A 20091-nucleotide genomic window follows, 5' to 3' on the forward strand; every position below is an offset into this window, starting at 1 on the left:
CCCGGGCTACGGGGCGTAGTTCATGACGTGGTCGTGGAGGAGTTGCGGGGCCTGCGGGTCGTGGCGGCGGAAGGCCTCGATCAGCTCCGCGTGCTCGGCCGACTTGGAGTAGATCTCCGTGTGGTGCAGGCGGAGCGACAGCGTCGTCCACAGCTCGATGCCGAGGCCCTCCCAGACCGACACCAGCAGCCTGTTCCCGGCCGACTCCACGATCGCGCGGTGGAAGGCGATGCTGAGGCGCATCTGCTCGGTCAGGTCGCCGTTCCGCGCGGCCTCGCCGAGCCGGCGGTTGTGCTCCTCCAGCGCGTCCAGGCAGCCGGACAGGGCGGGCAGGGCCAGCTCCACGGCCGTCCGCTCCAGGCCGGCGCGGACGGGGAAGATCTCGGCGAGGTCCCGCTCGGTGAACTCGCGGACGCGGGCGCCGCGGTTCGGCAGCGACTCGATCAGCCGCTCGGCCTCCAGCTGGCGGAGCGCCTCGCGGACGGGGCCCTGGCTGACGCCGAGCTCGGCGGCGATGCGGCGCTCGACGACGCGTTCACCGGGCTGCCAGCGTCCGGAGCTGATGCCGTCCACGATGAACTCGCGGATCTGGTCGGCGAGTCCGGTGCGGAGCAGCGGTGCGGGGATCGGCGCGTTCACAGCGTTCCATGTTAGACCGAGCGTCGGTAAGTGACTCTTGACGGGCCGAATATGATCGATCATAGATCAATGATGATCGGTGAGCGTCGTGGCGATCCTACGGCGTTACCCCGGACAGAGGAAGATCGCCGATGGCTGAGACAACGAAGGCCGCTCCGGCCCGTAGCCGGAGAACGCGCGGCACCAGGACCCCCCGGGCGAACGCCGCGCCGCCGACCCCGCCGCCCGACGCGGAGACGCTCGTCGGCTACTACCGGCAGATGCTGCTGATCAGGCGGTTCGAGGAGCGGGCCGCCCGCGCCTACACCGAGGCCAAGATCGGCGGTTACTGCCATCTGAACCTCGGCGAGGAGGCCACGGTCGTCGGGCTGATGGCCGCGCTGCGCCCGTCCGACTACCTGTTCACCAACTACCGCGAGCACGGATACGCCTTGTCCAAAGGCATCAGCGCGGACCGGGTGATGGCCGAGCTGTACGGGCGGTCGACCGGCGTGTCGAAGGGCTGGGGCGGGTCGATGCACCTGTTCGACGCCGACGCCCGGCTGCTCGGCGGGTACGGCATCGTCGGCGGCCAGGTGCCGCTCGCCACGGGCGCGGCGCTCGCCGTGTCCTACAAGGGCGGCGACGACGTCGTGATGTGCCACATGGGCGACGGGACGGCCGCGATCGGCGCGTTCCACGAGTCGCTGAACATCGCCGGCCTCTGGGACTTGCCGGTCGTCTTCGTCGTGATCAACAACGGGCTCGGGATGGGCACGACGGTGGAGAACTCCGCCGCCGAGCCCGAGCTGTACCGGCGCGGTGCCGCGTACCGGATGGAGAGCGCCCGGGTGGACGGCACCGACGTGGTCGCCGTCCGGGACGCCGCGCGCCTCGCCGTGGAACGCGCCAGGTCGGAGAGCAAGCCGTACCTGCTGGAGACCACCAGCCCCCGGCTGAAGGGCCACTCGGTCGTCGACCCGGCCCGGTACCGGTCCAAAGAGGAGAAGGAGGACCTCAAGGCCGCCGACCCGCTGGCCCGGATGGCACTGGAGCTGGAGGAGGCCGGGGTCCTCTCCCACGACGACCGCGACAAGCTCGACGCCGAAGTCATGGCCGAGATCGACGCCGCCGCCGCGTTCGCCGACGAGAGCCCCGCCCCCGAGGTGTCGACGCTCTTCGACTACACCTACGCCACCCCCGTCCCGGGCGAGTTGCGCCGCCTGCCCGCCGACCCGGTATTCAGCTCCTGAGAGGCACCCCATGGCAACCGTGACCTACCGCCAGGCCCTCCGGGACACGCTCCGCGCCGAGATGCTGCGCGACGAGAACGTCTTCCTGATGGGCGAGGAGATCGGGCTCTTCGAGGGCTCCTACAAGATCACCGAGGGGCTGCTGAAGGAGTTCGGGCCGCGCCGCGTCCGCGACACCCCGATCGCCGAGGAGGGCTTCGTCGGCGCCGCCATCGGCGCCGCGATGCTCGGCCTGCGCCCCGTCGTGGAGATCATGACGATCAACTTCTCGCTGCTGGCGCTCGACCAGATCGTCAACCACGCCGCGAAGATCTACGGGATGTTCGGCGGGCAGGCCAGCGTCCCGATGGTGATCCGCACCCCGGGCGGCGGCGGGCAGCAGCTCGGCGCGACGCACTCGCAGAACGTCGAGCTGTTCTACTCGTTCATCCCCGGCCTGAAGGTCGTCGCGCCGAGCACGCCCGCCGAGGCGTCCGCGATGCTGAAGGCCGCGATCCGCGACGACGACCCGGTGCTGTTCCTGGAGAACCTCGCGCTCTACAACACCAAGGGCGAACTGCCCGCCGCCGTCGAGGACATCGAGCCCGCCGAGATCGGCCGCGCCGGGGTCACCCGCCCCGGCACCGACATCACGATCATCGGCTACTCGCGGATGGCCCGCGTCGCCTCCGAGGTCGCCGAGACGCTCGCCGCCGACGGGATCTCCGCCGAGGTCGTCGACCTGCGCAGCCTGCGCCCGCTCGACCGGCGGACGATCGTGGAGTCCGTCCGCAGGACGGGCTGCGCCGTGGTCGCCGAGGACGACTGGCTCACCTACGGCATCGGCGCCGAGATCGCCGCGACGATCCAGGAGGGCGCGTTCGACTGGCTGGACGCCCCCGTCCGGCGCGTCGCGATGGCCGAGGTGCCCCTCCCCTACGCCAAGTCCCTGGAGACGGCGGCGCTGCCGTCCGCCGACTCGCTGCTCACCGCCGTCCGCGACACGCTCCGCGCGACCGGCCGTATCTCGTGGGGGACGACCCCCACACCCCCGCACATCTCCCTGGAGCCCAGCTCATGACCGACATCCTCATGCCGCGCCTCTCCGACACGATGGAGGAGGGCGTCATCAGCTCCTGGCAGAAGCAGCCGGGGGACGAGGTCGCGGTCGGCGACGTGATCGTCGACATCGAGACCGACAAGGCGGTCATGGAGTACGAGGCGTACGAGGCGGGCGTCCTGGAGAAGATCCTGGTCGCCGAGGGCGAGACCGCCGCGATCGGCGCCCCGATCGCCGTGCTCGCCACCTCCGGCGCCGCGAGCTCCGCGCCCGCGCCCGCCCCCGCCGCTCCGGAACCGGCGTCCGCCCCGGAACCGGAGCCCGTCGTGGAGACGCCGTCCGCTCCGGCTCCCGTCGCGGCTGTGCCGCGTTCGGGCAACGGGTCCCGGCCTCCGTCGTCGCCGCTGGCGCGGCGGCTGGCCCGCGACCACGGCATCGACCTGGCGACGCTGAACGGCTCCGGCCCGGGCGGGCGCATCGTCCGCGCGGACATCGAGTCCGCGATCCGGTCCGGCGCCCCGGCTCCGGCTCCGGCCGCCGCGCCCGCTCCGGCGCCCGCTGCTCCCGCCGCCCCGGCCGTCAAGGCGCAGGCAGCCGAGGATCCGGACGTCGAGGCCGTCCCGCTGAACCGCTTCCGCAAGGTGGCGGCGCGGCGGCTGACCGAGAGCAAGCGCGAGGCGCCGCACTTCTACCTCAACCGCGAGGTGGACGCCGAGCCGCTGCTGGCCTTCCGCGCCCGGTTGAACGAGGCGCTCTCCCCGGCCAAGGTCAGCGTGAACGACCTGATCGTGAAGGCGTCGGCGACCGCGCTGCGCGAGCATCCGGCCGTGAACGTCTCCTACACCGAGGAGAACCTGCTCTTCCACAAGCGCGTCCACGTCGGCATCGCGGTGGCGGTCGAGGACGGCCTGCTCGTCCCCGTGATCAAGGACACGGACCGCAAGGGCGTCGCGGAGATCGGCCGGGAGACCCGCGAGCTGGCCGGCAAGGCCCGCGACGGGAAGCTGAAGCCGCAGGAGATGAGCGGCGGGACGTTCAGCATCAGCAACCTCGGCATGTTCGGCGTCGACTCGTTCGCCGCCGTGATCAACCCGCCGGAGGCGGCGATCCTCGCCGTCGGCGGGATCCGGGACGAGCCGGTCGTCCGCGACGGCCAGGTCGTGCCGGGCAAGCGCCTGGCGCTGACGCTGTCGGTCGACCACCGCGCCACCGACGGCGCGACGGCCGCCAAGTTCCTGGACCGGCTCGCCACCCTGCTCCAGAACCCGCTGCTCATCGTCGCCTAGAGCACGACCCGGCCACCGGCTTCCGACCGGCCGCCCCGACCGGCCGGAGGCCGGTGACGGCACTGTGCCCCGCGAGATCGCGGGGCACAGTCGTTTCGCCTGGCCGGGTTCCGTCCCACTTGAAACCCCACCGTCCGGCGGCCGAATCCCGGTGGTCCCCGGCCCTCGCCCGCGTCCTCATGGAGCCGCGCGCCAGGTGACGCCGCGGAGGCCGCGTTTCGCGGATTTGTTCGGCGATGGCCGTATGCGGACAGCGGCAATCAGATTCCCGGACGGCCGCGAATGAGTGGCGGGCATGGCGAGGGAACCGGTCGATCCGGCGCCGCGGCATTCCAAGCCCAGCGCCACGGAACGGCGCCGCCGCGACGGCATCCGGACACCGGTAGGGGAATGCAGAATGCCGACAATCCATCCGCTCAGGACGCGCGTCGCCGCGCTGGTCGCCGCCGGAGGGCTGCTGGTCACCAGCGGGCTCCTCGGGCTGGCGCCGAAGCCGGGCGAGGCGTCCAGCCACCGCGAGGCGCCGCTCATCTCGGGGCAGCCGCAGTACGACAACACCGACGTGTACGCGTTCGTCAGTCCCGACAAGCCGGACACCACAACGCTGATCGCCAACTTCATCCCCTTCGAGGACCCGGCCGGCGGGCCCAACTTCTACAAGTTCGCGCGGGACGCCCGCTACGACTTCAACGTCGACAACAACGGCGACGCGCAGCCGGACCTGATCTACCGGTTCGAGTTCAACGACTTCCTGAAGAACGGGAACACCTTCCTCTACAACACCGGGCCGGTGACGAGCCTGGACGACCCCGACCTCAACTTCACCCAGACCTACGACCTGACGCTGATCAAGCAGACCGACGGCAAGGTGACCCGCGTCAGCAAGCTCGCCGACAACGCGCCCGTGGCGCCGTCGAACGTGGGCAAGGCGTCCATGCCGAACTACCCGGTGCTGCGCCAGCAGGCGGTCAAGCAGCTCGGCAACGGGTCCACCGCGTTCGCCGGCCAGGCCGACGACTCCTTCTTCATCGACCTGCAGATCTTCAACCTGCTTTTCGGGGGGAACCTCTCGGAGGTCGGCGACGACACCGTCAGCGGCTACAACGTGAACACCCTGGCCGTCCAGGTGCCGACGAAGGACCTGGTCACGGCCCAGGATCCGGTGATCGGCGTGTACTCGACCGTGCAGCGGCAGACCGCCTCGGGCGACTACACGCAGGTCTCCCGGCTCGGCGCGTCGCTGGTGAACGAGGTCGTCATCCCGCGCGGGAAGAAGGACACGTTCAACGCGTCCAACCCGTGGGCGGACGCGCAGTTCGCGCAGTTCGTCCTCGAACCTGAGGTGCCGAAGCTGATCGAGCAGCTCTACAAGATCCCGGCGCCTGCGACGCCGCGCAAGGATCTCGTCCAGGCGTTCCTGACCGGCGTGCCGGGGCTGAACCAGCCGAAGAACGTGCGGCCGGCGGAGCTGCTGCGGCTCAACACCTCGATCAAGCCGACTCCGAAGCCGGACCGGCTCGCCGTGCTGAACGGCGACAACCAGGGCTTCCCGAACGGGCGGCGGCTCACCGACGACGTCACCGACATCATCCTCCAGGTCGCCGAGGGCGAGCTGCTCGGCAGCAAGAACGACCTGGGCGACGCCGTCAACGCCAACGACCTCCCGTTCGAGAAGGCGTTCCCGTACGTGGCGCAGCCCAGGTCCGGGACCGACGCCCGCGGCCGCACTCCCGCCAAGGCATCCGGCGGGGCCCGCAAGGGCCCGGACGGAAAGCCGATGAGCTTCCTCAACGCGGGCGCCTCCGAGGGCATCGCCGACGAGGACGGCGGTTCCGGACTGGCCGGTGCGCTGCCCGCGGCGGCGCTGGCCGGCGGTGCGGCGTTCATGCTGGCCGGCGGGCTGCTGTGGTGGCGGCGCAGGCGCCCCGCCACCGGACGGCTCGAGGTCTGATGCGCCGTCCGCTTATCGCCGGGGTCTCGGCCGCCGGCCTGGTCGCGGTACTGACGTTCGGAGCAGCGGTCGCCCCCGTCCGCTCATCCGGCACGTCGGCCACGACCGGGTCCTCGGTGGCCGGGGCCCCGGCCTCGGGGCTCGCGCCTGCGAGCGTCGAGGGGCTGCAGAAGCACCTCCGCCGGCAGCCGCGCGACGCGTCCGGGTGGGCGGCGCTCGGGTTCGCGTACGTGGAGAAGGCCCGGGTGACCGGCGACACCACGTACTACCCGAAGGCCGAGGGCGTCCTGCGGCGCTCGCTGCGGGAGTCCCCCGGCAACGACACGGCGCTGGCCGGGCAGGGCGCGCTGGCGGCGGCCCGGCACGACTTCCACGCCGCGCTGCGGTACGCCGATAGCGCGCTGAAAGCGAACCCGTACGGGGAGCGTGCGGCGGCCGTCCGGGTGGACGCGCTGGTCGAGCTCGGCCGCTACGACGACGCGCTCGAGGCGGCGGAGAACGCGGACCTCAAACGCCCCGGCATCCCGATCTTCACGCGGCTCGCGTACGTGCGGGAGCTGCGCGGAGAGGTCCGGGAGGCGCGGCGGGTGCTGGACCTGGCCCTCGCGTCCGCCACCGAGCCGGGCGACCGCGCCTTCATCGCGACACAGCTCGGCGAGCTCGCCTGGAACGACGGCGACCTCGACCGGGCCGGACGCGAATACGCGGAGGCGCTGCGGGTGTCGCCCGGCCACCTGCCCGCCCTGGACGGGCAGGCCCGCGTCCGTGCGGCGCGGGGCGATGTTAAGGGGGCGCTCGCGGACCGGGCGGAGATCGTCCGGCGGCTGCCGCTGCCGGAGTACCTGGCCGGGTACGGGGAGCTGCTGGAGTCGGCGGGACGCCCGGACGAGGCGAAACGGCAGTACGCGGTCGCGGCGGCGTGGGCCAGGATCGCCAAGGCCAACGGCGTCGACGCGGATCTGGAGACGGCGCTGTTCGAGTCCGACCACGGCGATCCGAAGGTTGCCTTGCGCGCGGCGCGGGCCGAATACGACCGGCGCTGCCCGGCCCCGCGTTCAGGCAAGATGCGGCAGTGCAGCGTCCACGCGGCCGACGCGCTCGCCTGGGCCCTGCACGTCAACGGGCGCGACGAGGAGGCACTCCCCTACGCCCGCCAGGCGGTCGCGACGGGATACCGCCGCCCGCAGTTCCGCGCCCACCTGCGCGCGATCGAGAAGGCGCTCGGCAAGCGTCCGGGCGGGGGCCGTGACCTGGAGGACGCATCATGATCGCCTACGCGCTCGCGGCCGGGCTGGTCGCCGCGCACCCGCTGGGCAACTTCAGCGTGAACCACTACGACGGGCTCGTCGTGGCCCCGCACGAGCTGCGGATCGACCACGTCGAGGACCTCGCGGAGATTCCCGCCGCGCAGGCCCTGCCGCAGGTGGACATCGATGGTGACGGCCGCCCGTCCGCCGCCGAGCTCGGCGCCTGGGCGGGCGGCGTCTGCGACCGCGCGGCCACGTCGTTCCGCGTCACGGTGAACGGACGGGCCGTGACCGCGACCGTCGCATCGGCGTCCGCCACGGCACCGAAGGGGCAGGCGGGCCTGCCGACGCTACGGACCGAATGCCGGATCATCGCGCCCGCCGGCCCCGGCACGATCTCGTTCCGGGACGGCGGCGCGGGAGACGGCCGGGTCGGCTGGCGGGAGATCACGGCGCGGGGCGACCGGATGACGCTGTCCGCGTCCGACGTGCCGGAGACGTCCCGCAGCGGGCGGCTCGCCAGCTATCCGGAGGACATGCTCGCCTCGCCGCTCGACCAGCGGGCGGCGACCCTGACGGCGCGGGCGGGCGGCCCGCCCCTCGCGGCGTCCGGGCCCGCGGCGGGGTCCGGATCAGGCGGCGGGGCCGAGCGGCTGCTGCCGCGCGGCGCGGACGGGCTCACCCAGCGGTTCACGTCCCTGGTCGCGCGGCACGACCTCACGCCGGGCTTCGCCCTCCTGGCCTTCCTGGTCGCGCTGGCGCTCGGCGCGCTGCACGCGCTCGCCCCCGGGCACGGCAAGACGATCATGGCGGCGCACGCGATCGGCGAGAGCCGGAACCGGAACCGGGACATCCTCACCCTGGGCCTGACCGTCACGGCGACGCACACCGCGGGCGTCCTCGTCCTCGGGCTGCTGGTGACGACCGGAACGCTCCTCGCCCCCGACGCGCTGTTCCCCTGGCTCGGCGCGGCCGGCGGCGTCCTCGTGACAGCGGCCGGAGCCCTCCTCCTACGCCGCGCCCTGCAGAACCGCCACGGCCATGGGCACGGCCACGGGCACGGCCACGGACATGGGCATGGACACGGCCACGGGCACGAGCACGGGCCCCGCCACGGGAACTCGGACGAGCACGGGCATGATCACCGCGGGTCGCGGCGCGGCGGGGTGGTGCTGCTGGGGCTGGCGGGCGGCATGGTCCCGAGCCCGTCCGCGGTCGTGGTGCTGGTCGGCGGCGCGGCCATCGGGCGGATGTGGTTCGGGCTCGTCCTCGTCCTCGCCTACGGGCTCGGCCTGGCCGCCGCGCTCGTGACGGTCGGCCTGCTCGTCGCCGGTTCCGGACGCGTCCTCGCGCGGCGCATGCTCACCGGGCTCGCCGGGCGGCGCATTCTGGCCAAGCGCGCGCGGCTTCCCTCCGGAATGATGCCTATCGGGACGTCCGCGACCGTCGTCGTTCTCGGGGTCGGGCTCACGCTGCGCAGCCTCGTTCTGTGAACGCCCATCATCCAGGACGGCCCCGGACGCGAAGTACCCCGGACGGGCGACCGTCGAGCGAAGCCCGTCCATCGAATGGCGGCGGGTGGGGCCTGGAGGACGGTCTAGGAGAGGAGCGCGGCATGGCGACAGGGACGAGACCGCCGGAGAACGGCACCGTGCCCGGTCATGACGCCGACGCGCTCCTCGGCCGGACGGCGCGCGGCGACGAGCGCGCGTTCGAGCAGCTCTACGACGTGGTGGCGGCACCGGTGCACGGCCTCGCGCGGCGGATCGTCCGGGATCCGGCGATGGCCGAGGAGGTGACGCAGGAGGTGATGATCGAGGTGTGGCGGTCGGCGACCCGCTACGACCCCGGCCGCGGCTCCGCCATGGCCTGGATCATGACGATCGCGCACCGCCGGGCCGTGGACCGGGTGCGGCGCGAGCAGTCCGCGGGCGAGCGGGAGGCGCGGGCCGCGCGGTACGGCCCCGGCGCCGCGCACGATCCGGTGGGCGAGCGGGTCGAGACGCGGCTGGAGCACGAACGGGTGCGCCGCTGCCTGGACGCGCTGACGCAGCTGCAGCGCCAGTCGGTGACGCTCGCCTATTACGGCGGGCACACGTACCGTGAAGTCGCCGAGATGACCGGGGCGCCGCTCAACACCGTGCGGACCCGGATGCGCGACGGCATCATCCGCCTGCGCGACTGCCTGGGGGTGGACCGATGAGGGAGGACGTGCACGCCCTCGCCGGCGCGTACGCGCTGGACGCGATCGACGACGCGGAGGAGCGGCGGCTGTTCGAGTCGCATCTCGCCGGGTGCGAGACCTGCGCGGCCGAGCTCGCCGAGTTCCGCGCGACGGCCACGCGGCTCGGCCTGGCGGTCGCGGAGGCGCCGCCGCCGCGGCTGCGCGGCCAGGTGCTGGCCGACATCCGGCGGGTCCGGCAGCTCCCGCCGGTCACCCCGGCCCTCCCGCCGGACGCCCCGGCCCAGCCGCCGCTCGCGCCGAACCAGCGGCCGGACATGACACCCCGGGGACCGGGCGCGCCGAACCGGCCCCCGGACACGCGGAGCGAGGCGCGCGCCCGGGTCGAGCCGATCCGGCCGAACCGCTGGCGGCGCGCCGCCGTCGCGGGGCTCGCGGCCGCCGCATGCCTGGTGGCGGCCGTGTCCGTCACCGAGGCGGTGCGGGAACGGCATCGCGTGGAGCGGGCCGAGGGCGCCTACCGCGACGTGGCGTCCGTGCTGTCCGCGCCGGACGCGCGGTCGGCGACCGGCATCGCCAGGGGCGGCGGGACGGTGACGATCGTCGCGTCCGCCTCCCGCGGCCGGGTCGTCGTCGGGTCGTCGGGGCTGCCTGGGCTGCCGTCCGCGCGGGCGTACCAGCTGTGGCTGATCGACGGCAACGGTGCCCGCTCGGCGGGCCTGCTCCCCACCGGCGGGACCCAGGCGGTCGTGGCGGGGACGTGGCGTCCGGCGGACAAGCTGGGCATCACGGTCGAGCCGGCGGGCGGCTCCGCGCAACCGACCACGGAGCCGCTCGTCCTGGTCGGGACCACCTGACCCGTTCCGGTCTCGTGCACACCGGCCCCTTGTCGTCCCTCTGACGATATGTGACGATTACGGGCATGTCGGTGAACGTCCCGCTGGGTCCGCTGCTCGAACCCGCCTTCCATATCGGTTCCGTCCCCACCACGTGGGCGGAGCTGCTCGGCTTCGCGACCGGCGCGGTCAACGTATGGCTCGTCGTCAGGCAGAACATCCTGAACTGGCCGATCGGCATCGCGAACGTGATCCTGCTCGGCCTCGTCTTCCTGGACGGCGGCCTCTACGCCGACTCGGGCCTCCAGGTCGTCTACATCGCGCTCCAGGCGTACGGGTGGTGGGTGTGGCTGTACGGCGGCGAGGGCCGCGACCGGCTGCCCGTCCGGCGCACCCGGGGAACCGAGTGGGCCGCCCTCATCACCGCGGGCGCGGCCGGCACCGCCCTCCTGACCTGGGCCCTGTCCGCCTGGACGGACTCGACCGTGCCGTTCTGGGACGCCCTCACCACCTCGATCTCCCTCATGGCGATCTACGGGCAGTCGCGGAAGCTGCTGGAGTCGTGGTGGCTGTGGATCACCGCCGACCTCGTCTACATCCCGCTGTACTTCTACAAGGACCTGAAGCTGACGAGCGCGCTGTACGTCATCTTCCTGACCCTGTGCGTGTTCGGGCTGCTGGCCTGGCACCGCGACTTCCGGTCCGGCCGCATCGCCGCCGGCCCGGCCCCGGCGGCGGCGTGACGGCGACGTGAGGCACGCGCACGGGCTGGTGATCGGCAAGTTCTACCCGCCGCACGCCGGCCACCACCACCTGATCGACGTCGCGGCGGCGGCGTGCGACCGGCTGAGCGTGGTCGTCGCCGCGTCCAGCGTGGAGAGCATCCCGCTGCCGCTGCGGGCGGCGTGGCTGCGCGAGACGCACCCGCAGCCGCACGTGGAGATCGTCCCGGTCGTGGACGACGAGGAGATCGACTACGGGTCGGACGAGATCTGGTCGGCGCACGTCGCGGCGTTCCGGGCGGGCGTGGCGATGCGCTCGGGTCTCGGCGTGCCCGTGCCGCCGGTGGACGCGGTGTTCAGCTCGGAGGCCTACGGGCCCGAGCTGGCGAGGCGCTTCTCCGCCGTCCACGTGCCGGTGGACCCGCCCCGCGAACGGTTTCCGGTGAGCAGTACCGCCGTCCGCGACGACCCCGTGGGGAACTGGGGGTTTCTCGCACCGGCCGTCCGGGGGTATCTGGCGCGGCGCGTCGTGGTCGCCGGCGCGGAGTCGACCGGGACGACGACGCTGGCCCGCGCCCTCGCCGCGCACTACGCGGAGCGGGGCGGGGTGTGGGCGGCGACGCGATGGGTCCCGGAGTACGGGCGGACGTTCACCGAGGAGAAGCTGGCCGCCGCGCGCCGCGCCGCCGGCGACCCTTCGCTGTGGCTGGACGACCTGGCGTGGGAGTCCGCCGACTTCGTCCGGATCGCCGAGTACCACGCCGCCATGGAGGACGCCGCCGCCCGGTCGGGTTCACCGCTGCTGGTCTGCGACACCGACGCGTTCGCCACCGCGATCTGGCACGAGCGCTATCTGGGCTCGCCGTCGCCGGAGGTGGAGGCGGTTCACGAGCGCACCCCGCACGCGCTGTGGATCCTGACCTCGCCGGAGGGCGTCCCGTTCGAGCAGGACGGCTGGCGCGACGGCGCGGCGATCAGATCGTGGATGTCGGGACGTTTCGAGGAGGAGCTGGAGGAACGGGCCCTGCCGCACATCACCGTGACGGGCCCGCACGAGGATCGCTTGGCCGCGGCCGTCGCCGCGACCGACGACCTGATGACCAAGGGCTGGACGTTCAGCACCCCGCTGACCCCCTAGCCCTTGGCCGTCCGCTACCAGCGGCAGAGCATCCTGGTGATGAAGAACTCCTTGATGTCGGTCTTGACCTCGTACTCGATGAAGATCCCGGAATGCTCGACGACGAGGCTGTAGGCGCCCGCGCCGCTCTGACGTGTTCCGGGCGGTGGATGACCCAGGTCGACCGCGGTCCCGGCCTTAACGGCGAAGTCGCAGAAGAACTCCACGAAGAATTTCCTCATCGTGGGCATCGACTCCATGACTTCGCACACCGATTCCGAACAGAAGACGGTCCAGGCCTTCTTGGGAGTGGTCACTCGGCGGCGTCGCTCCCGAACCACCGGGCGCGGAGCTCGTCTATCGAGACCTTGCGGCCGGCTTCCATCTCCTTGAGCGCCTCGGCGCGGCGCTCCTCGCGGTACGGATCCTGGTCGAGGTGGGCCTCGGCCCACCAGTTGTCCATGACCTGGTTGTAGTCGTCCTCCTCCTTGGCGGCCATGACCTGCTCCAGGAACCTGGCGCGCTTCTCCTCCGTCAGCCAGTCACTGATGCCCTTGATCGTCCGCGGGACCCGCTGGACCTGCCCCGGGAGGAGGGGCTCCACCGGCTGTGCGCTCATGTCACTCCTTTGTCTCTCGTCGGTCCCCGCTCACCCGTACACGGAGACACTACAGCGCCCCACCGACAGGACGGCGGCCCATTTCGAGAAGCACAATACATTTCCCTTTTGGGCGTTAAGAAACACAAAAGCGCTTTGTAGAAATAGGAGGGTGTTTAGTGCTCGGAGATTGACCGAAGCCGATAAATCCGCCGTTCGCCAGCCAGCAGCCGTCAGGCGTCGGCGGGGCGGCGGTCGAGGCGGAAGAGGTCCTCGTCGATCCGGTCGAGGGCGAGCCGGACGGCGCCGAGGCCGACCGCCTCGTCCGCCAGTTCGGACGCCTCGATGCGGACCGGGCTCAGGCACAGCGGCGCGATCCGCCGGCGCAGCTCGGTGACCAGCAGGTCACCGGCCCTGACCAGCGGCCCGCCGACCACGATCATCTCGGGGTCGAGGGCGAGCGCCATCGCCGCGACGCCGCGCGCCATCCGGGCCGCGAGTTGTTCCACGACCGCCTGCGCCTCCGCCGCGCCCCAGCCGGCGGCCTCCAGGACACGTCCGGCGTGATCCACGCCCGCGCCTTGCAGTGCGGCGCCCGGCGTATCGGCGCCTCCTGACGCGAAGGCGGCAAGCGCGGCCTCCGCCGCCTCCGGGGTCGCGTCCGTTCCGGTGATGAGCGCGGCGGTGGTGTAGCGCAGGCCCAGCTCAGGCAGCATGCCGACTTCGCCTGCGGCGCCCCAGCGTCCGCGGTGCAGGCGGCCGCCGATGATCGCGCCCATGCCGGTGTGCAGGCCCGCGTGGACGCAGACGACGTCGTCGGCGTCCCGGGCGGCGCCGCGCCACCGTTCGGCGACCGCGGCGAGGTTGGCGTCGTTCTCGACGAGCACCGGGCAGGAGAAGGAGCGGCCCAGCTCGCGGCCCAGCCGCACGCCCTCCCAGCCGGGCACGGCCGCGCAGGACGTGACGGTCCCGTCCGGCGCGACGACGCCGGGCGTCCCGGCGGCCACGGCCAGCAGCGACGCACGGTCGACGGCCACGGCCGCGAGGCACGCCGTCACCGCGTCGCGGACCGCCGCGATCCGCTCGCCGGGCGGCCCCTGCACGTCGAGCCCGGCGCGGTGGCCGCCGACGACGTCGCCGGTGAGGTCGGCGACGACGAGGCTCACCCGGTGCGCGTCGATGTCGATGCCGAGCGCGTACCCGGCGTCGGCGCGGAAGCGGTAGCGGCGGGCGGGACGGCCGAGCCCCGCGCCGGGACGCGGCGCGCTCTCGGCGGCGAGACCGCGGTCGATCAGCCCGGCCAGCACGCCCTCGGTGGTGGGCCTGGACAGCCCGACCCGTCCGGCCAGCTCCGTCAGCGTGCACTCGCCGCACTCCCGCAGCGCCCGCAGGGTCGCGGCGGAGTTGAGGCGGCGGAGCACCGAGGGGTCGCCCCCATGCAGGGAGGGTCGCGTCACGGGGTACCCCTTGGCGGCGATCGGCGGGACGAACGGCGGGCGAACGACGTCCACTGCGGGCGGATGGGCGCGCCCGTATCCGGACGCATCCAAGAATATCGAGGTCAGAGCCGCATCTCCGGCGTATCAGTCGTCGTAGGTGAGACCGAACCCGAACGGGAACAGCGGCTTCTTGCCGTCGCCCTGGTTGATGGGCTGCTGGCCGGCGTCGCGCATCCAGGTGACGGGAAGCCGCCCGGTGGGATCTGCGTCGCCGTACAGGACGTCCGCGACGCCCGCGCCCTCCGTGCCGGGGAGCCACGCCGCGACCAGCGCGTCCCAGCGGGGGAGCTGCGCGGCGATGTCCATCGGGCGCCCCGACACCAGCACCACGATCACCGGGACGCCCGCGCCGCGGAGCCGGTCGATGGTTTTGAGGTCCTCCGCGTCGAGGCCGAGACCGCCCGTCCGGTCACCGTGGTACTCGGCGTACGGCTTCTCGCCCACCACGGCGATCGCGGCGTCATAGGACTCGTCAACACCCTTGCCGTCCCTGCTGTAGGCGACGGTGGCGGACGGGTCGGCGGCCTTGCGGACGCCGTCCAGGATCGTCGTGCCCGGCGTGATCGGCCCCGGCTCGCCCTGCCAGGTGATCGTCCACCCGCCGGACTGCATGCCGATGTCGTCGGCGCTGCGGCCCGCCACGAAGATCTTGTCCTCGTCATCGAGCGGAAGCACGTCGGCGTCGTTCTTCAACAGCACCTGCGATTCGGCCACGGCCCTCCGCGCGAGCTCCCGATGCTCCGCTCCCCCGACCGTCTTCAGGTAAGCCCGATCCGCGAACGGACGCTCGAAAAGGCCCAGCTCGAACTTCTTCGTGAGGATCCGCCGGTTGGCGTCATCGATGCGAGACATGGGCACGCGTCCACCCACCACCTCATCCCGCAGATACCGGATGAACCGGCGCCATTCCGTCGGCACCATGGCCACGTCGATCCCGGCGTTGATCGCGGATGCGACCTCGTCCCTGGTGAAGCCGGGCCGCCCATCGATCCGGTCGATTCCCTTGTAGTCGGAGACCACGATCCCGGTAAAACCCAGCTCGCCCTTCAGCACATCGTTAATCAGATATCGATGCCGGTGCATTTTCTGCCCGTTCCACGAGCTGTAGGAGATCATCACAGACCCTACCCCTCGCGCCACCGCCGCCCGGAAAGGCGGCAGATGAACGGCCCGCAGCTCCTTCTCCGAGATCTGGGCGTCGCCCCGGTCGCGGCCGCCCTCCGTGCCGCCGTCCCCCACGAAATGCTTGGCCGTGGCCAGCACGGACGCGGCCCCGCCCAGCTCCTCGCCCTGGAGCCCCTCAATGGCCGTCGTCATCCTCGCCGCCAGCGCGGGCACCTCGCCGAACGACTCGTACGTCCGCCCCCATCGGTCGTTCCGCACGACACAAACACAGGGCGCGAAATCCCAGTCGACCCCGGTCGCGGCCATTTCCTCGGCGGTCGCCGCGCCGATCTCGCGGACCAGATCCGCGTCTCGGGACGCGCCGAGCCCGATGTTGTGCGGGAAGATCGTCGCGCCCACGACCGTGTTGTGGCCGTGCACCGCGTCCACCCCGTACATGATCGGGACGCGCAGCGGCCCGGCGAGCGCGGCACGCTGCAGCCCGTCGTACATGTCCGCCCATTTCTCCGCCCGGTTCGGGCTGGGCGCCGACCCGCCGCTCGACAGCACCGACCCGATCCCGTACCGGGTGATCTCCTCCGGCGTGACGAACCTGCGTTCGGGCTGCGTCATCTGGCCGAGCTTGTCGTCCAGGCTCATCCGGCCGAGCAGATCGTCCACCCGGTCCTCGACGGACGGCCGCGGATCGAGATAGGGCGCGGGTTCCGCCCAGGCAGGCCCGCCCAAAGCGGCGAGCACAAGCACACCGGACGCCAGCAGCCGGGCCTTCACGGAAGAGCTGAACATGCGGAAAGCTTTTCCAGCATCGCTCCATTGCAATCCGCTCCGGAGCAGGCTCCTCGGCAATTTATCCTCGCCAAATCACCACAGGGCCCCCGAACGGGATCGAACCGATACCTCCAGGATCACAACCTGGCGTGCAGACCACTACACCACGGAAGCCGCATCTCCGGCAGGATTCGAACCTGCGACCTCCGGGTCCGCAACCCGGCGCGCTCTCCAACTGCGCCACGGAGACTCGATGATTCAATTGTCGCGTACCGGGTGCAGGAATCGAACCTGCCTCCCGCGGCTTATGAAACCGCTGGACACACCAGCGTCCCCACCCGGTGCGGAGGGTGCGAGATTCGAACTCGCGCAGGGGTGACCCTGACGACGGCGTAGCAAACCGCTGCCTTCCCGCTCGGCCAACCCTCCGGGAAAAACAAAAAACCGCCCGCGATCCACGGGCGGCCGGCGTCAGAACACGCGTATCACGTCCTGAAACGGCTCCCGAGACCGAGAAGACTGCTATGCATTCGTCGAAGCATGGTCTCTCCCCTTCCGGTCTCGTGTTCGTACGACGCCCATCATGCCGGGGCGGTTCCCGTCCCGGCAAACCATTATCGGCCCAATGCGGCGTTCAGCGCGCGGAGCGCGTGGTAGACGCGGAGCTTGACCACGTCGACCGGCACCCCCAGCAAGGCCGCCGCCTCATTGACCGAACGGTCCCTGAACACCGTTTCGGCCAAGATCTCACGATGCGCCGGCGGCAACGCCTGGAAGGCCCGGGCGACCACCGCCGGACGCGCCCGCTCCCCCACCGACCCGGGGACGAACGAACCGGTGCTCCTACCCATTCGCAGTGCCACGCCACGAACCTCGCACCCCCACCCCCACCCAGCCCCCTCCTTATGCCCGCGTTAAGGAAGTGTTGAGTCTTCGGTTTGAGGGTGGCATTCGGGTGGGGGTCAGGCGCGCTGTCTTACGGCGTAGGCGGTCAGGCGGGATGAGAGGTGCAGGGCGGTGGCGTCGTGCCAGTGCGAGCGGCGGGGTGGCCAGGCGTAGCAGGGGGTGCCGTCGCTGATCAGGTCCTCGATGCCGGGCAGGGCCAGCGACTCGGCCGCGAATTCATAGAGGGGGACGAGGCGCGGGACGATGATGCCGTAGTCGAGGGCGCGCGGCAGTGGGCCCTCGGCTGCGATGAGGTACTCGGCGCTCAGGCCGCGTAGCGGGTAGCGCTCGGGGAACGCGCGGCGGAGGTCGAGGAAGAGGCCGACCGTCCCGCTGCGGGGGTCGCCTAGGAGGCGGCCGAGTGGCGCGAAGGGGCCTAGGGCGAGGCGGGGGCGGGCGACCAATGTGTGCGCGTAGAGGACGCGGACTAGCGCGACGTTCATCATGAACCGCTCGGCGGGTAGTTCCGATCGCGCGAGGGTGTCGTTCTCCAGGTAACCGGTGATGATGCTGGCGTTGTGGGCGCGGTACCAGGCGGCGGGTGACGGCCTGCGGAGGAACTCGCCCCATAGTCGGACGCTCCGCGTGGACGGCTCGCCGGAGTGGCCGTCGGCGAGCAGCAGGGCTTCGGTCTTGTCGCGCAGGAGGCGGTCGTTGACGGCGCGCCACCATGGGCTGCCCGGCGGGTCGCCGGTGGGCCGGTTCAGCACGCCGCGGGCGATCTCCCAGCGGAGGAAGCTCAGTTCCGCGCGGCCGTAGCGGATCCGGTCGCCGGTGTAGAAGGCGGCGGCGAGCTTGAAGCGTGCCGCGGCGCCGTCCGCGACGCGCCGGACCCGCGTGGCGGCCGTGTGCGCCGCGTCGGTCATCCCTGCCCTCCCGCCTTCGCCCGTGGACGCGTCCCGGCCGCGGGTTCAGCCCCTAAGATGAAAGCCGGGGGTGGTCGACGTGGGCAAGCACAACAAGCCGGCGACGCGAGCCTGCCCCGGCTGCAACGGAACCGGCACGAGCACCGCCAGCGGTGAGAAGTGCAACGTCTGCCGCGGTACGGGACGAATCTGACAGCGTACGTCGCCTGGCGATCAGTGCTCGCGGGCGGGCCGGCCGAACACGTCCGCCGGGTGGTGTGCGGGTGAAGATCGGGAAGCGGGGGGACGGGGACGCCTCCGGGATGGTTGAATCACGTCCCATGTGGCACTCGTCACAACGATCCTCCCCGTGGCGGCAGTGGTATCAACAGGGAATTTCCAGTGAATTGGATATTCCCGACATATCCGTTACGCGGCTTTTGGATGATGCCGCGGAGCGGTATCCGCGGCGGCCCGCGCTCCTCTTCTTCGGCCGCCGGATCTCCTACCGGGAGCTGCGCACGGCCGTGGACCGGTTCGCCGCCGGCCTGCACCGGCTCGGCGTCCAGCCCGGCGACCGGGTCGCGCTGATCCTGCCGAACTGCCCGCAGCAGGTCATCGCCTTCTACGGGGTGCTGCGCCGAGGCGCCATCGCGGTGCAGCACAACCCGCTGTACACCGAAGAGGAGATGCTCCACCAGCTCGCGGACTCCGGCGCCCGCGCCGCCGTCGTGCTGGATCGTTCCTACGCGACGGTGCGCGCGGTGCGGTCCGAACTCCCGCTCGAGCACATCGTCGTGACGTCGCTGGCCGATTATCTGCCGGCGGCCAAGCGGATCGCGCTGCGCATGCCGCTGGCGCGGGCGCGGCGGCGGAGGGCGGACATCACCGCGGACGTGCCGGACGATCCCGGCGTCGTCCCGTTCCGTGAGATGCAGCGGAAGCCGCGGGAGCAGGTGCGGCAACTGGAGATCGAGCCGTCGCGGCAGCTCGCGGCCATCCAGTACACGGGCGGGACGGAAGGGCGCCCCAAGGGCGCGATGCTCACGCACCGGAATCTCGTCGCGAACGCCTGCCAGCAGCACGCGTGGGATCGCGACAGCCGGCCGGGTGAGGACGTGACGCTGGCGGTTCTGCCCCTGTTCCATTCGTTCGGGCTGATGAGCTGCCTTGTCGCGCCGACGATGACCGCGGGGGCCGTTGTGCTGCTTCCGCGTTTTGATGCCGGTCATGTGCTCGGGGCTATTCGCAGGTACCGTCCCACTATTTTTCCCGGGGTGCCTACTCTTTATGAGCAGCTGCTGGACAGTCCGCGGTTTCTGCCTTCGGATCTGAATTCGCTGCGTGTCTTCATCTCTGGGGCGATGGGGCTCGGGCAGGCGACCATCGATCGGCTCGAACGGGTGGGCGCCAAAGGGCTGATCAATTGTTATGGGCTTACGGAGGCGTCTCCTGCCGTCAGCGCCAATCCGCTGGGGGGCGGGGCACGGAATCTGAGCGTCGGGCTGCCGCTGCCCTTGACCGATGCCGTCATCGTCGACCAGGACGAGCCGACGAGGGTTCTGCCGCCCGGCGAGCCAGGGGAACTGGTCGTCCGCGGGCCGCAGGTGTTCGCCGGCTACTGGAACGCGCCGCTCGCCACCGCACAGGCCCTGTCGAAGGGATGGCTCCGCACCGGCGACATCGCCGTCATGGACGAGGACGGCTTCTTCACGATCCTGGAACGCCAGCGCGACATGATCAAGGTCAGCGGGTTCAGCGTCTTCCCCACGGAGGTGGAGAGAATTCTGCGCCGCCACCCGGCCGTGCACGATTGCGCGGTGGTCGGCGTGCCGGACGCGCGGCGCGGGGAACGCATCATCGCGCACGTGGTGGAGCACCCCGCCTACCTTTTCTCGGCGGACGAACTGCGACGGCACTGCGAGCGCTACCTTTCGCATTACAAAGTGCCTGCGGAATTCCGTCCGCGGACGGAACTGCCACGGAACGTCCTGGGGAAGGTCGTCCGGCGGCGGCTCCGCGACGAGATCGTCAACTCGCCCGCATAGGCAGAACCTTCT

18 protein-coding genes and 4 tRNA genes are annotated in these 20091 nt (G+C 71.7%); 11 read left to right on the forward strand and 11 right to left on the reverse strand.

The genetic code is table 11. The features are described from left to right. Positions 1-6: 6 nt before the first annotated feature. The gene (locus ACH34S_RS17490; RefSeq protein WP_395953708.1) at positions 7-639 is read right to left on the reverse strand and encodes a GntR family transcriptional regulator; all 633 of its coding nucleotides are present in this window, start codon (positions 637-639) and stop codon (positions 7-9) included. 131 nt (positions 640-770) lie between these two features. Between ACH34S_RS17490 and pdhA the strand changes: the two genes are divergently transcribed. From pdhA to ACH34S_RS17540, 10 genes are all read left to right on the forward strand, one after another. Continuing rightward, complete coding sequence (pdhA, locus tag ACH34S_RS17495; RefSeq protein ID WP_395953709.1) at positions 771-1871, forward strand: pyruvate dehydrogenase (acetyl-transferring) E1 component subunit alpha; 1101 nt, start codon at positions 771-773, stop codon at positions 1869-1871. Between the two features lie 10 nt (positions 1872-1881). Continuing rightward, positions 1882-2931: an alpha-ketoacid dehydrogenase subunit beta gene (locus ACH34S_RS17500; RefSeq protein ID WP_395953710.1), complete on the forward strand. Its 1050-nt coding sequence runs from the start codon at positions 1882-1884 to the stop codon at positions 2929-2931. Beyond that, positions 2928-4196 carry a dihydrolipoamide acetyltransferase family protein gene (locus tag ACH34S_RS17505; protein ID WP_395953711.1) on the forward strand — a complete coding sequence of 423 codons (1269 nt, stop codon included), beginning with the start codon at positions 2928-2930 and terminating at the stop codon, positions 4194-4196. Before ACH34S_RS17500 ends, ACH34S_RS17505 begins: the two co-directional genes overlap by 4 nt. Before the next feature lie 397 nt (positions 4197-4593). After that, on the forward strand, positions 4594-6147 hold the full coding sequence (locus ACH34S_RS17510; RefSeq protein WP_395953712.1) for a DUF4331 domain-containing protein: 1554 nt from the start codon (positions 4594-4596) through the stop codon (positions 6145-6147). After that, positions 6147-7415, forward strand: a complete 1269-nt coding sequence (locus ACH34S_RS17515; protein ID WP_395953713.1) for a tetratricopeptide repeat protein — start codon at positions 6147-6149, stop codon at positions 7413-7415. Before ACH34S_RS17510 ends, ACH34S_RS17515 begins: the two co-directional genes overlap by 1 nt. Next, positions 7412-8887: a High-affinity nickel-transporter gene (locus ACH34S_RS17520; RefSeq protein ID WP_395953714.1), complete on the forward strand. Its 1476-nt coding sequence runs from the start codon at positions 7412-7414 to the stop codon at positions 8885-8887. The genes ACH34S_RS17515 and ACH34S_RS17520 overlap by 4 nt, the downstream gene beginning before the upstream one ends. A gap of 122 nt (positions 8888-9009) precedes the next feature. Continuing rightward, on the forward strand, positions 9010-9597 hold the full coding sequence (gene sigK, locus ACH34S_RS17525; protein WP_395953715.1) for an ECF RNA polymerase sigma factor SigK: 588 nt from the start codon (positions 9010-9012) through the stop codon (positions 9595-9597). Beyond that, positions 9594-10433 (forward strand): anti-sigma factor domain-containing protein, encoded by an 840-nt coding sequence (locus ACH34S_RS17530; protein WP_395953716.1) that lies wholly within the window; start codon positions 9594-9596, stop codon positions 10431-10433. Before sigK ends, ACH34S_RS17530 begins: the two co-directional genes overlap by 4 nt. 65 nt (positions 10434-10498) lie before the next feature. Continuing rightward, positions 10499-11155, forward strand: a complete 657-nt coding sequence (gene pnuC, locus ACH34S_RS17535; protein WP_395953717.1) for a nicotinamide riboside transporter PnuC — start codon at positions 10499-10501, stop codon at positions 11153-11155. Positions 11156-11162: 7 nt separating this feature from the next. Then, positions 11163-12272, forward strand: coding sequence for an AAA family ATPase (locus tag ACH34S_RS17540; protein WP_395953718.1), 1110 nt, complete (start codon positions 11163-11165; stop codon positions 12270-12272). Positions 12273-12286: 14 nt separating this feature from the next. Here the strand turns inward: ACH34S_RS17540 and ACH34S_RS17545 are convergent, their stop codons facing one another. From ACH34S_RS17545 to ACH34S_RS17590, 10 genes are all read right to left on the reverse strand, one after another. Further along, complete coding sequence (locus ACH34S_RS17545) at positions 12287-12493, reverse strand: hypothetical protein (protein WP_395953719.1); 207 nt, start codon at positions 12491-12493, stop codon at positions 12287-12289. Between the two features lie 71 nt (positions 12494-12564). Then, a complete protein-coding gene (locus ACH34S_RS17550; RefSeq protein ID WP_395953720.1) occupies positions 12565-12870 on the reverse strand; it encodes a hypothetical protein in 306 nt (101 codons plus the stop codon). 212 nt (positions 12871-13082) lie between these two features. Beyond that, entirely contained in the window at positions 13083-14306 is a 1224-nt protein-coding gene (locus tag ACH34S_RS17555; protein ID WP_395953721.1) for an ROK family protein, read from the reverse strand. 126 nt (positions 14307-14432) lie between these two features. Continuing rightward, positions 14433-16259: a glycoside hydrolase family 3 protein gene (locus tag ACH34S_RS17560; RefSeq protein WP_395953722.1), complete on the reverse strand. Its 1827-nt coding sequence runs from the start codon at positions 16257-16259 to the stop codon at positions 14433-14435. 84 nt (positions 16260-16343) lie between these two features. After that, a tRNA-His gene (locus ACH34S_RS17565) sits at positions 16344-16415 on the reverse strand. Positions 16416-16417: 2 nt separating this feature from the next. After that, a tRNA-Arg gene (locus ACH34S_RS17570) sits at positions 16418-16491 on the reverse strand. A gap of 20 nt (positions 16492-16511) precedes the next feature. Then, positions 16512-16584: transfer RNA gene (locus tag ACH34S_RS17575), tRNA-Met, on the reverse strand. A 1-nt stretch (position 16585) separates the two neighbouring features. Next, positions 16586-16670: transfer RNA gene (locus tag ACH34S_RS17580), tRNA-Ser, on the reverse strand. A 185-nt stretch (positions 16671-16855) separates the two neighbouring features. Further along, entirely contained in the window at positions 16856-17104 is a 249-nt protein-coding gene (locus ACH34S_RS17585; RefSeq protein ID WP_395953723.1) for a sigma factor-like helix-turn-helix DNA-binding protein, read from the reverse strand. Between the two features lie 99 nt (positions 17105-17203). Further along, a complete protein-coding gene (locus ACH34S_RS17590; RefSeq protein ID WP_395953724.1) occupies positions 17204-18052 on the reverse strand; it encodes a hypothetical protein in 849 nt (282 codons plus the stop codon). Between the two features lie 419 nt (positions 18053-18471). Between ACH34S_RS17590 and ACH34S_RS17595 the strand changes: the two genes are divergently transcribed. Continuing rightward, a complete protein-coding gene (locus ACH34S_RS17595; RefSeq protein WP_395953725.1) occupies positions 18472-20079 on the forward strand; it encodes an AMP-binding protein in 1608 nt (535 codons plus the stop codon). The last annotated feature ends 12 nt before the right edge of the window (positions 20080-20091 follow it).

The organism is Actinomadura sp. 3N508, assembly GCF_044326375.1.
Lineage (GTDB): Bacteria > Actinomycetota > Actinomycetes > Streptosporangiales > Streptosporangiaceae > Spirillospora.